A 13184-nucleotide genomic window follows, 5' to 3' on the forward strand; every position below is an offset into this window, starting at 1 on the left:
GATATAAACCTTTGCGCCTTTGCTCCTTTGCGTCTTTGCGCGAAACTTCCCTAAAATTGAACTTTAAATTAATTGATCACCCTTTCCCCAACTCCTGAGAACGATGAGCAGCAGCTTTCACTGCTTCAATTAAAGCAGAACGGAAACCAGCCCTTTCCAACTCGCTCACCCCCGCAATAGTCGTTCCTCCAGGACTGGTAACTCTATCTTTCAACTCTGCGGGATGAATTTTACTTTCTTCTATCAGTCTTGCCGTTCCCAAAACCGTGTGTAAAGCCAACTGTTTAGCCACTGCCCTGGGTAAACCCGCAGCCACGCCCCCATCAGATAAAGCTTCAATCATCAACGCTACATAAGCCGGACCACTACCAGATAAACCTGTCACTGCATCCATCAGCGTTTCTGGAACTTCCACCACTTCCCCCACCGCCGTAAAAATTTCCTTAGCTGTTGCTTGATGACTGGCATGAACGTAAGCACCCGTACAAATAGCCGTCATTCCTGCACCCACTGTAGCCGGGGTATTAGGCATAGCGCGAATAACTGGCAGTTGGGGAAAAGCAGCTTCTAGCTGTTTTAAAGGCACACCCGCCAAAATAGAAATAATTAAAGGTGTATTTTGTATAGGTAAGATATCTGCTAATTCTTGAGCGATCGCACTAAATACCTGGGGCTTAACCGCCAACATCACCGCCTCTTGAGCTTGAGATAACACCAAACAATTATCCGTCGTTACAGCTACCCCATATTGCTGCTGTAAAAAACTCCGGCGAGACTCTTGGGGTTCACTCACTATAACTTCTGAACCTTGATAAATGCCCCGTGCAATAAGGCGGGATAATAGAGCTTCTCCCATTACCCCGCCACCAACTAAACCAAATTTAATAGTCATTTAGTTATTTAGTCATTAATCATCAGTGATTAGTCATTTGCCTTGAACCTGACAAACGACTAACTTTAACTTCATTATTGTGCCATGCGGTTAGGTTCGCTACCCCAAGTGGGAGTAGTACCTGTAGGACGAACGGGACGTACTGGTGGTTGGGGTACTTCATGTAAAAATCCGCCTTGAGTGCTGACTTGCACACAACTGGGTGTAAACAAAAAGATACTTTCGCCAATCCGTTCTTGATGTCCATCTAGAGCATAAGTACCACCGGCAACAAAATCAACTGCCCGTTGAGCTTGATCCGGGTCCATAATCGTCAAGTTTAATACTACAGACTTACGTTCACGTAATGCTTGAATTGCCTGAGGCATTTCTTCAAAAGTGCGAGGTTCAAGGACTAAAACTTCAGAAATTCCATTAATTGCGCCTGGCATACCAATCACATTACTCATAGGCTTTGATCCTGCTGCTGCTTCTTCTTCTCCCATTGTAGAGGAGTTTTCACGCCAACGTCGATTAGCAGCTGGGGTTTCTTGTGGAGCAGGTTGAGGATTTTCTTGCTGATACAGATTTTGGTAGCTGTCGGTATCTGGTTCTTCCTCGTAATATTCGTATTCTACCTGCTCGTTCAAGCCCACAAAATCCCTTAGTTTAGAAAATATGTTGTTCATTATCTACGCTCCCAGTGGAAATTACCTTAATTGATCCAGATTTAAATTGTGGTAGCCCTAGTAAGTGCTGCTGCTTTGAGCAATTTTATTGCTATTTGTATTTTCTAGTACAGGTTTTCATGAACAAAAGACTGTTCTAGAAAGAACTTTATATTGACATAACAATGAGTTAAAATTATATCCTAAAGATGGAGTTATGCAAAGTTCTTTACCTATAGTTTTGTCTTAGTATTTACATTTGTCAAGTATATAAATCTAGCTACTTGGTTTTTCCCAATAGGCACTGACGTAATTGTCAGTGCTGAGTTGTTTAAAATACAGTCTTATCTGGTGAGATGTGGGAAATTTGGGAGCGATGCCCAAACAAAATAGTCCCTAATCTGACCATTGTTGCACCTCCTTGGATTGCCAATTGATAATCCCCAGACATACCCATAGATAGATGCTGCATTGTGATATTACTCCATGGTTGTGAGGCAATTTCTTGGGCAAGTTTATGGGTATGTTTAAAGACATTCAAAATTTCCCCCTCATCCAAACCCAGAGGCGGAATTGTCATCAAACCTTGAATTTGCAAATTTTGACATTGATCAAGTGCTGGCAAGTCTGCTAATAGTTCTGGGATGATCCAACCAGACTTGTGAGGATCAGGGAGAATTTTGACTTGTAGGCAAACCAGGGGACTCACTCCTAGCTGTTGCGCCAGGGTATCTAGACGCTGGGCTAGATGTAGATTATCTACAGAGTGAATCCAATTAAATAATTCCAGAGCTTTTTTAGCTTTGTTACTTTGTAAATGTCCAATGAAGTGCCAAGTAATATCTGGCAGATCCTGTAACTCCTTTTGTTTACTGGCAGCTTCTTGGATGCGACTTTCACCAAAATCACGAATGCCCGCGCTGTATGCTTCCCGCATCAGTTCGGTTGGTACTTGCTTACTAACAGCAATTAACCGCACTGAAGGCGGAAGTTCAGCACGAATGGTAGCAATACGTTCACTAATTGAACTTGTCATTGGAATGTGCGTTGGAAAACACTCTGAAGCTGATCGTACTCCTGTGGCTTGCCACTGCGACGCAAAGTACGCAAACGATTTTCCAGCATCATTCTGGCTTCAGTCCGGCCAATAGACTGAAATTTAATACCTTTAACGTCATTTGTTACCAAAAAAAATAAGCGTTGGGCATATAGTGTAGTAAACAGATCCTGGTTATCATCAACCATACAGATCCTATATAGTAAACCCCACGTTGGATGATTGATGTAAGTTTCTGAGTAGTCTGGATTCATTTAATAGTCAAGGTTGGGAGTATATATTCTTTTTTCGCAGTCTCACACAGTCATTCCGACGATAATAAGCAGTCTTCGTCCAGAATTTTTTTTGGCTGACAATGCGAAACTGTGGATCAGTTATCAGTTATCAATTATCAGTTATCGCCATTGACTGTTAACTGTTTGCTGTTAACTGCCTCCTGCCTCCTGCCTCCTATGAAGTTCCTCAGAGTGAAAACCAGCTTTTGGACTTCTCGTTGCATGAGCTTGTTTCCATCCTGCCATAATTCTCGCTTTATGGCGCAAATCTCAGCCGATGATGTTGTTCTGGCTGGGGTGGGGTTAGTAGCTAGTGACTGTTTTCTTAAAAATAGGACTTATGCAAGATTGGACTCAAAACCTGATTCTGACGTAGGGGTAATTCATGAATTACCCCTACTTTCATTCTGTTTTGCGTAAGTCCTAAATCACTTGCGATATAACTTGTGTGTGCAGAAATCCGCAAATTCTTTTCCCCCTGCTCCCTGCTCTCTGCTCCCTGCTCCCTGCCTTCTGCCTTCTGCCTTCTGCCTTCTGCCCCTGATCTTTTTAGGTGGTAATTAATTTGGCAGCAACCATGAGTTCAGGTACATTAATCACACCCCGGAAGAAAAAATCGCTGATAAGTTGCCAGCCTCTGAAAGTGAAAAACTGTTGCCGTAGGGTTGGTCTGGCTGCTGGATAAAGCTGTCGCCACAGTAGAAGATCCCCACGAGTCAGACACCAATCATCACAACGGTATCGGTCTACAGAAAAATTCGCGTTTTCAAGTAGTGTAAATATATCTTCTTGACTAAAAGCATGGAGGTGATAGGGATCTATATGTCGGGTTTCACCAAGTGGTGCTGACAGCAGTAAGTCACCTCCAGGAATTATCAAACTGCAAAGATGATCTAGAAATTTTGCAGGATGGGGTAGGTGTTCTATCGTCTCGAAAGAAACAATCACGTCGAATTGCTGTGGCCACTCAAAGGTAAGAGCATCAGCACAGACAAATTCTACATTGTTTTCTTGATAGTGGTTTCTGGCATATTCTATGGTTTTTGGGCAGATATCTACCCCGACGACAGCGATCGCCCCTGCAAGACGAAGCATCTGACTACCGTATCCTGTACCACAGGAGATATCCAAAACTCGTTTACCTTGTACATAACTTGCCGCAGTTTCGTACCGTCGCAGGTGAATTTCAAAAAGTTTTTGACTTGCTGGATCGCTGGGTATCTGTTTGGGAATTAGACGTTCCCAAGTGAAGGGAAGACTATCTAAAGTTGTTACCGATTGACTGGGAAGATTGTGTTTATATTTCATAATTTTTAACCCATTTTAACCCATCTGATCTAAGGTTTTCAAGTCCAATGTTTGCAGCCATTTCTGTGTGCGTCGCAGTCCTTCGTCTAGGTCAATTTTTGGTTGATAATTTAATACACTTTGTGCTTTAGCAATGGAATAAGCATGGGGACGGGTGATAAAATCTAAAGCTTCCGGTAAAATATCAGGTTTCTTACCAATCAGTTTTAGCCCTTGATGGCGCAGTTGCAGCAGAAGTTTGAGTTCATTTTTAGGGAGAGAAAGGGGTGCAGGTAAATCTGCAATTTCCGCCAACCGTGTAAAATATTCTTTCCAAGAAGTTTCTTGTCCGTCAGTAATGTTAAATATCTCTCCAGATGCTTCTTTTTCTATGGCTAGAAATATAGCATCAATGAGATTGTCTATATATAAATGGTTAATTACTCCCCGCCCATTGTTGGCTAACCTAAATATTTTTTGGCGCATCAATTGTAGTGGTCGCACTACCCAGGGATAGCTTCCTGGTCCGTAAACATCTCCTGGTCTGAGAATGATAATGTTAAAATCTGGGGGGAAATTAAGTTGCAAAAGTGCGTTTTCGCTTTCTATTTTTGTCTGACAATAGGGATGATTTTCGGCAAAAATTGGATCAGCTTCGGTGATGCGATCAGGATAATTAAAACCGTAAACAAGAACACTGGAAAGATGAACAAAGGTTTTCACACCTGCATTGTGAGCAGCTTTGGCCATGTTAACAGTTCCGCCCACATTTACCTCACGAAAATGCTGGAGTGATCCATGTTCTTTGACAATGGCTGCTGTATGCAAAACAATATCAACTCCTTGGCAAGCTTTTTGTACAGTCGCAGGATCAGTTACACTGCCAATCATGACATCAGCGCCTAATTTTTGGGCTTTTTTAGCTTTTATTTGGGAATGTTGCAGCCCACGAACTTTCAAACCTTTTGCTAGGGCTATTTCGGTGGTACGTAAGCCGATAAACCCACCGATTCCAGAAATAAGAAGTGTTTTTCCACAGAGGTTCATAGCAATGATTATAAGTGGGTCGGCGTAAAAAAAAATGAAACAATTATCAATTCTCAATTCTCAATTGATAAGAATGGTGCTATTTGTTCGGGTTTAGAGTAATATTGCATTTTCAGCAAATTCATTTTTGATTCCTCTATACACCTGACTCCATTTATGGGAAAACGTCGCTAATAAATGAGATGCAACTATTTTATAAGGATAAGGATAATCTGCTTTTGGTTTAATACACTCCCAATGAATCTCAATTTCTGGTATATTGAGGTATTTTGTAAAAGATTGAGTTGCACGATTCACATCTCCGTAATGTGAGTAATAAACTATCAGTAAACGTTTCATTAATTTTTAAATCGAGCATTTTTTGTTGAAAGATTGAAAGAAAAGTTACTTTTGCAAAACATAACAAAGGTATTCTTGATCTCCGGTTTTAAATGCTTCATACATGGGAGTTCCTTGGCATCCAGCAAACCAGTTTGCGACTATGTGTAAGTATTTAGGAATATACTGGTTAATTGTTTTTAGTTTTCTGTCATTTTCTAAATCCATAGCTTTGAGAATATTAGGGGTTATTATTTCCGATTTTAATATTTTAAAGCCAGTATTTTTTAATGATATGGTTGTTTTTTTAATGTCTTTTTTTGGGCGAAAATCAGTAAATAAAAAGTAACCATTTGGGCGCAGAATTCTAAAAGATTCAGCGAAAAAACTTTCAGGTGAACCGTAACAATGTGACGATTCAACATTAACGACCACATCAAAGGAACAATCATTAAATGGTAGAGATTCTGCATCTCCGAGTTGAAAATTGAGTTGGGGAACAGAATGTGCTTTTTGACAGAATGCTATATTGCTTTTGGAAAAATCAACCCCGGTCATTGTTTTTGGTTGTAAATAACGCATAATATATGAAGAACCACCACCACGTCCACATCCTACTTCAATAACATCCAATTCTTGCAGTGAGATAGCCTTGGCAACATGATGATAAAGTTGAAGACAATAACGTTCTTCTTCTTCAGATGGGTTCAATTCTAGTTGTTTGGTATTCGGTTCTACATCTGCATAACCATAGTTGATAAAAGTAATTTTTATGTTGCTATAATTAGCCGCGAAAAGGTTATACCATCCTTTCCAAAACAATCTTCTCAAGGGATAGTGATTAGGGCGGGATATAAAGTTATTTAACAAGTTTTCAGGCAGAGAAGTGAAATTACTCAACATCTTGAAATCCCAAGTAATAGGTGATTAAAATGAACAGGTTTCAAGTGAATTTAGCTTGAAATCAAGGCAGCATCCCAAATGTGTAAATTTATTTTTATCTATGGAAATAATATGCACTAATATCCTGATATGATTGAACCGCAAAGGGCGCAAAGAACGCAAAGGTAAGAGAGTTTCAGAGAGTTTTTGGTGTGGCTGTGTTGATTTTTTTCAAAGTTGGGATACTCCCTAAATCAATCTTTGGATATCAGTTTTTTTCAACCATTCATGAGTACGACGCATTCCTTCAGTCAAATCAATTTTTGGTTGATAACCCAACATAGTTTTAGCTTTAGCGATAGAATAGGCATAAGGACGAGTGATAAAATCTAAAGATTCTGGCAGAATATCGGCTTTTTTTCGTAACAGTTTTTGACCTTGGTAACGCACTTGCAACAATAATTTCATTTCATCTTTGGGTAGAGAAATAAAAGCTGGTAAATTTTCTATTGCAGCTAATTTTGTAAAATACTCTTTCCAAGAAGTTTCTTGTCCATCTGTGATATTAAATATTTCTCCAGATATTTCTCCCGATGGTTCTTTTTCAACTGCCAAAAAAATAGCATCAATGAGGTTATCTATATAGAGATGATTACTTACACCTTTACCATCATTGGCATAAGCAAATAAATTTTGACGCATCAATAAAAGTGGACGCACTACCCAGGGAATACAACCCGGACCGTAAACATCACCAGCGCGGATAATAATAATATTAAAATTTGGCGGTGCGTTCAATCGTAAAAGTGCAGATTCTGCTTCTATTTTCGTTTGACAATAGGGGTTATTTTCTCCACAAAGCAATTCTGATTCTGTCACTTGATGAGGATAGTTAAAACCATAAACTAGGACACTGGAAAGATGCACAAAAATTTTCACACCAGCATCTTTGGCGGCTTTTGCGATATTCATTGTACCACCAACATTTATTTCCCGAAATTTCTTGATATCGCCTGTTTCTGCTGCTAATTGTTCGGTATGAAAAACAATATCTACTGCTTGACAAAGTTTTTGGGCAATGGCAAAATCCGTGATGTTACCAAACAATAAATCAATATCCAAATTATTGGTATTTTTTCTGTTCACAGAAGTTTGTAAACCACGAACTTTCATTCCCCGTTCTAAAGCTAATTCAGCAGCACGTAAACCAATAAAGTTATCTATTCCCGTAATCAGTAATGTTTTGGAATTGATGTTCATAATTCTCACAAATTACTCAATTTTTTCACTAGGGAGATTAATAACCCAATTACCTATTCCCTGTTCCCTATTCCCTATGAATGATGAATTGATTTTTACTACTTATATTTGCTTTGAGAGCAGCAAAATGTTGTCCACCTAATTCAATTTGTTCTGCTACACATCCATTTTTTAATCTATCAACTAAATAGTCCATATCACGAGCAATAAAATTTGTGCCATGATCTGGTTCTATTAAACTAAGTAATTTGATATTTTTTGTTTGTTGATTAGCTAAGTTAGAAAAACCTAAAAAATTAAACACTCCTGATTCATAAGTTCCACAGGGTACAGAAGGATTATCAACACCAAAACAATATTCATTTTCTTGAAACCAATCATAAGCAGGATAGCCATGAAAGTGAACAATTGGCGCACCATTTGCAATTAATTCTGGTGTATATAAAGCCGCACCTAGAGTAATTGCCAGCATGACATAGATATCATAGGAAGGTTTGATATCTAGTGTATTTGACTGATTGCCTAGTGGTAATTGCAGATGTAAATTATTTTTTAAACCGATGCGAAGGATATCTTTTTCAAGATTTAAGTCTGTTTTATTAGCACCGGAACGAGAACTAAGTAACCAAATATCGGGGATTTGTTTAAATACATATTCTCCAGCAATGAGGATTTTAATATAACGTCTACCTGCTTCATTTGTACGAATTTCATTACTACTAAATCCACCAACAGGTAATAGGTTTTCCCATTCAGCAGCAGTTATTTCTGGTTTTCCTACATAATAAGGTGGTTCTGCATAAGCGACAAAACCATAAGAAACTCCCGTTCTACCATTGACGATGACATTAACAATATCTCTGTGGGACTTTCTTTTAATAACTTCCGCTAATTTAAAACCTGGTGGAAATAAACCAGTTGATGCTAGTTCTTGACCTAGTTTCACCAATTTATGAGTATAGCTAGATATATAAGGATTATATTCTCCGATTTCAAATCTATTCATTAACAGGGGAGCGATGGGAACAAAAACTTTAGGAATCAGAGATTTGGAAATAAAATTATCTATTTCTGTTCTCTCGAAAATAGAATCTGATAGATTCATATTGAGAATGGAAATTTTATCATTAGATACGCCAATGACAATTTCGGAAAATGTTTTAATGAGTGTATTGATGCCAATGCTAATTTTGTCTTGATACTTGGTTAAAGGATTTACAAACTCCTCATCTAGTTCACCAATAATGATCACTTGAGTATTTGTGGGATCTTCCACATATTTAGCTGCATGATCTTCCGCCCAACTACTTAATTTAGCGATTTGAACAACAGACAGTCTTTGCTGATTTACTAGCCAGGGATAAGATAAACTATAAAAATTTTCGGCTATAAATATTCCTAATTTTCTCAACCATGAGTTAGGTCGTTCTACATCTATCACTGCATCAATTTCTGCTCGTACACCCTTGATTTTTAAAGAATAATTCCAATTAACTAAAGGAATTTTAATATCATAGAAAATTTCCGTGGTTGCTTCTTGCCAAGGGATAACAGTAACACCCAAGTTTTTTAATTTAATTGCTAATTCTTGGCGGAATTTAATAATTATTTGATTATGATAACCATGAGGTAAAGGTCTAAATGTCACACTGAGATTTTGAGCCATCATTTGTGGATTAATAATTGGTGGCTGATATCCTATAGGTGATTCACCTGTAAAACCACCTATTAACCTGCCAATAGTTTGTAAACTAATTCCTTGAATCAGAGGTTCAGAAGCTGATTTTGTAGCGATATTCATTTCTTGTAATAATGCCAAAATATCTCCTTTATATGTGGCTATTTCCGCTTGTATTTCTGGTGTAATTACTCCTTTAGGAGAACGAATATTTAATTTGCTATTTTCAACCCAAAATTCCACGCCTTGTTGAGTGAGTTTCGCTAAAATTTCGGATGCGTTCATGACTAAATCTCCCAGGTTTTAACGAACTAAAAAGCATAAGGAAAAGAAGACACTCCGCTGAATGATGTTTCCTCTATTCGTGCGAAGTGTCAGTCTTAGAGGAGGAAAAACTTGAAAATTTGTAAGTATTCAGCTATTAGCCATCAGCAATCAGCTAACATCAAAGAATTGCCAATTTATTCGTGTCTTTATTTGTGTCGTGTTAATTTGCGAAAAATGCTGGAAATTACAAGCTAAATTCTTACAAAAATGTTTATGTATTGTTTAAATCTGCAAAATTTCTGAGTCTGAATTTTCTAATTCTTCAGCTAATCTCTGTGCCAATTCTTCAATGGTGGGATAATACCACAAATGGATTAGAGATAATTTAAATCCCAGAAATTTCTCAGCTTTACTCGCAAGTATTATGGCTTGAGATGAATCTAAACCGTAGCTATCTAACGGTTCTCTAATATCAATTTCCTCTGGGTTAAGTCCCAATATGTGGGAAATATTATCTATTAGCCAAGCTTGAATATCTGCGGTGTTAAAGGCTGTTTTTACAGGGTGTTGATAAAGATTTTCGCTCATTTATTTATGCACCTCTAATTTTTGCAGTATTGGATGATAAATTAAGGATGTAACAGACAACTTGATTTACCATATCTTCCATTGTCTCCCGACTAATTGAAGGTTGAGAAAAAACAAAGTTTAACAGCATTTTGCCTTGAAAAGTTGCCACATGAATCACAAACATACCTGCATATAAAGAATGAGAACCTGCAAAACTGATCTCTTCTAGTTCTAATTCACCATACGATTTGGGAATGTTTACCTTGCCAATATTAGATACTGAAACTGTAGCTGCTACTTGTTGAGGAAAGATAAAACAAAACTTGGTTAGATACTTAGCCAGTAATACCATATTAAAAATATCACCATGCTTAATTCCCGATTCTAAATTTTGTTTTACTTCCCTTGCTAATTCCCAAAAAGATGTATTTTTGTTTATGGTGTGAAATCCCATCAGAGATGTAGCTAAAACAGCTAAGTTTTCCTTATTAATTGCAGGTTGCAAACGTCTGCGTAAATCAAGATAAGATAGACAATTCATGCAGACACTTTTTTGATTTGGTTTGATAATTTTTCTAGCTACTGTCAACATGAGTAAGGCACATAAAGCACTGTTGACTGTGGTATTTTCTAGCTTACATTGAGCAATAAAGTTTTCAGTTGCATCTGCAAAAATTTGTTTATGGATAATTGCACAATTCCGTTGATAAATAGGTACATACTTTTCAAAAGTTAATGTTTTTGGTTGTTTCCAAAACTTTTGCCATCCAATTTTTAACAATAATAAAAATCTGCTTGTATTCCCTCTCCAACCTTGTGTATATTTGGGTAGTAGTTTTTCAATGGGTGGTAGTTGTTCTAAGGGGGTAACTTCTTGAATGGTATCACCAGATGTAAGTTTTTGGTAATAAGTGAAAATTTCTGAATGCAGTTGAATACTGGATAAACCATCAGAAATTGCATGGTGCAAGGTGGAAATTAGATAATTAATTTTTGGCTCATCCTTGATAGTAACTATGACAACTCTCATTAGACATTTGCTACTATCAATTACCTGATTCATTTCTTGATTAACAACTTCTTGCCATTGTTCCTCATCTAAATTTATAACTGTTTGCAAAGGGATTTTTTCTGTACCTATGGGTTGAAAATAAAAACGATTTTGAGAATGGATAATGCGAGAATTTAGACTAGGATGGCGATATTGAATAATATCTAAAGCTTGTCTGATAACTGCTTCTTGGAGGTTGCCGTTAATGCGACTAATAGTAACTAAATTCCAGGTTTTAGCACGGCTATTGAGGATTTCCATTGTTGCTTCCAGACTGCTTAATTCTCTGTTGTCTGGCATAGTCATAATTTTTCTGGAAAATATTGACTGTATTCATCTGGAATTTGTAGTCCTTGGATTTTTAAGTTTTGGATGCGGTATAAAAATGTTGCTCCTGTCATAATGTGTTCAGCAACTTCTACTACTTGGCGATTTTTTGGTTCAGCTAAGTATGAACCTCTCACCCAATCATTAAAGCTACCCATTGCCGGTCCACACCAAATTTGATAGTCAATTTCTCGACCTTTTTCTCCACTGTTAGACCACCGAGAAGATAGTCCTAAATACCAACGGAAAATTAGAGCCATTTTCAGTTTAGGATTACTTGCTGCTTTGGTTAATTTATCTGGGTTGCGTTGGGATAAATAATTAACTGTTTCTTGCCAAACTTCTTGCACAGGCTTTTTCAAAATTTGCTTTTCTAATTTCTCTTTTTCTGCGAGGGTAATTTCTTCAATTGAATTGTAATTTTTATATAATTCATATAATTTTTGAGCGCGGATAGGAAAGAGTGTACCACGTTTGAGAACTTGTAATTTTACACCCATTTCAAACATATCTGCGGCGGGTGCCATCATCACATCAGCCATTTCGGCTTGAGCTAATAATTCTTTGGTATATTCAGAAGTTCCGGCTTCAATGCAAGATTGATTTATAGAACCGGTAACAACATAAGCAGCACCCATAATAAAGGCAGCTAAGGCTGATTTTGGTGTGGAAATTCCGCCAGCTACGCCAATTCTGACGGGGTTTTCATATCTGTATTTATTTTGAATTTCATCTCGTAATTCTAAGATGGAAGGTAATAAACATATCAGGGGACGATTATCTGTATGACCTCCAGAATCTGCTTCTACTGTAATATCATCAGCCATAGGAATTTTGCTGGCAAGATTGGCTTGTAATTCACTAATTAAACCTTGTTCAACTAATGGTTTAAGGATTTTTGTAGGTGCAGGTTGCAAAAATTTAGTGGCAACTTCGCGGCGAGAAACTTTGGCGATGACTTTATTTTTGATTTGGATTTGATTGGCTGAATTTAAACTTAATCCTGCGGCTCGATAATAAACAATGTTGTCAGTTAAATCTAAAAATGCAGATGCTTCAACAATTCTGACTTGATGTTTGAGATATAAATTAATGCTAAGACGTTCAATTGCTGGTTCACTGGGACTATGGAGTAAGTTAAAAGCGTAAGGTTTTTGATTTAAGGCTTGCTGAATTTTGTTAATAGCAGTCTCGACACGGGAAGGGGATAAACCTCCTGCACCAAAGACACTTAAAATTCTTTGTTTACCTAGTGCAATTACCATTTCTTCTGATGCTATTCCTTGAGCCATTGCCCCAGTCATATAGGCATATTTTACACCATAAAAATCGAGGAAACTTGTATCACCTAGTTGTTGAATTGCTAAGGGTGGAACAGCCATTAACATTTCCATCTGGGCTGTTTTACCATTATTGACATGAGATAAATTACCTTCGTTTGTGATGCCAATTATCCCTTCATTTCTAACTATATAACATGGTTTTTCTAAATTCCTCAGTTTTAATTTAATTTGTTCTGCATCAAAGGAAACATTGTTAAAATTACCTTGCCAATTTTGATGATGGTTGATGAATAAGTTAGAAAACTGGAGATTATTTTCTTGATTCGATCTATTTTCTGTATTG

The 13184-nt window shown here is 37.4% G+C and carries 13 protein-coding genes; all 13 read right to left on the minus strand.

Going from position 1 to position 13184, the window contains the following annotated elements:
* Positions 1–76 precede the first annotated feature (76 nt).
* The 13 genes from proC to FFR48_RS03285 all read right to left on the minus strand — a co-directional run bounded on the left by proC (position 77) and on the right by FFR48_RS03285 (position 13129).
* Complete coding sequence (proC, locus tag FFR48_RS03225) at positions 77–892, minus strand: pyrroline-5-carboxylate reductase (RefSeq protein WP_137666357.1); 816 nt, start codon at positions 890–892, stop codon at positions 77–79.
* Positions 893–966: 74 nt separating this feature from the next.
* A complete protein-coding gene (locus FFR48_RS03230) occupies positions 967–1560 on the minus strand; it encodes a cell division protein SepF (RefSeq protein WP_137666358.1) in 594 nt (197 codons plus the stop codon).
* 310 nt (positions 1561–1870) lie between these two features.
* Complete coding sequence (locus FFR48_RS03235) at positions 1871–2575, minus strand: YggS family pyridoxal phosphate-dependent enzyme (RefSeq protein WP_137666359.1); 705 nt, start codon at positions 2573–2575, stop codon at positions 1871–1873.
* Positions 2572–2850 carry a transcriptional coactivator PipX gene (pipX, locus tag FFR48_RS03240; RefSeq protein WP_096565540.1) on the minus strand — a complete coding sequence of 93 codons (279 nt, stop codon included), beginning with the start codon at positions 2848–2850 and terminating at the stop codon, positions 2572–2574. The genes FFR48_RS03235 and pipX overlap by 4 nt, the downstream gene beginning before the upstream one ends.
* 570 nt (positions 2851–3420) lie before the next feature.
* A complete protein-coding gene (locus tag FFR48_RS03245; RefSeq protein ID WP_137666360.1) occupies positions 3421–4179 on the minus strand; it encodes a class I SAM-dependent methyltransferase in 759 nt (252 codons plus the stop codon).
* Positions 4180–4194: 15 nt separating this feature from the next.
* Positions 4195–5205 carry an NAD-dependent epimerase/dehydratase family protein gene (locus tag FFR48_RS03250; protein WP_137666361.1) on the minus strand — a complete coding sequence of 337 codons (1011 nt, stop codon included), beginning with the start codon at positions 5203–5205 and terminating at the stop codon, positions 4195–4197.
* Positions 5206–5298: 93 nt separating this feature from the next.
* The gene (locus tag FFR48_RS03255; RefSeq protein ID WP_137666362.1) at positions 5299–5544 is read right to left on the minus strand and encodes a hypothetical protein; all 246 of its coding nucleotides are present in this window, start codon (positions 5542–5544) and stop codon (positions 5299–5301) included.
* Positions 5545–5589: 45 nt separating this feature from the next.
* A complete protein-coding gene (locus FFR48_RS03260; RefSeq protein ID WP_137666363.1) occupies positions 5590–6426 on the minus strand; it encodes a class I SAM-dependent methyltransferase in 837 nt (278 codons plus the stop codon).
* A gap of 228 nt (positions 6427–6654) precedes the next feature.
* Positions 6655–7665, minus strand: a complete 1011-nt coding sequence (locus FFR48_RS03265; RefSeq protein ID WP_137666364.1) for an NAD-dependent epimerase/dehydratase family protein — start codon at positions 7663–7665, stop codon at positions 6655–6657.
* A 67-nt stretch (positions 7666–7732) separates the two neighbouring features.
* On the minus strand, positions 7733–9628 hold the full coding sequence (locus FFR48_RS03270) for a TubC N-terminal docking domain-related protein (RefSeq protein ID WP_137666365.1): 1896 nt from the start codon (positions 9626–9628) through the stop codon (positions 7733–7735).
* 264 nt (positions 9629–9892) lie between these two features.
* On the minus strand, positions 9893–10198 hold the full coding sequence (locus FFR48_RS03275) for a phosphopantetheine-binding protein (RefSeq protein WP_096565527.1): 306 nt from the start codon (positions 10196–10198) through the stop codon (positions 9893–9895).
* A 4-nt stretch (positions 10199–10202) separates the two neighbouring features.
* Complete coding sequence (locus tag FFR48_RS03280; protein ID WP_137666369.1) at positions 10203–11531, minus strand: phthiocerol/phthiodiolone dimycocerosyl transferase family protein; 1329 nt, start codon at positions 11529–11531, stop codon at positions 10203–10205.
* A gap of 2 nt (positions 11532–11533) precedes the next feature.
* Positions 11534–13129, minus strand: a complete 1596-nt coding sequence (locus FFR48_RS03285) for a PfaD family polyunsaturated fatty acid/polyketide biosynthesis protein (RefSeq protein ID WP_137666368.1) — start codon at positions 13127–13129, stop codon at positions 11534–11536.
* Positions 13130–13184: the final 55 nt, after the last annotated feature.

Origin of the sequence: Sphaerospermopsis reniformis, assembly GCF_005402885.1 — a bacterium.
Lineage (GTDB): Bacteria > Cyanobacteriota > Cyanobacteriia > Cyanobacteriales > Nostocaceae > Sphaerospermopsis > Sphaerospermopsis kisseleviana.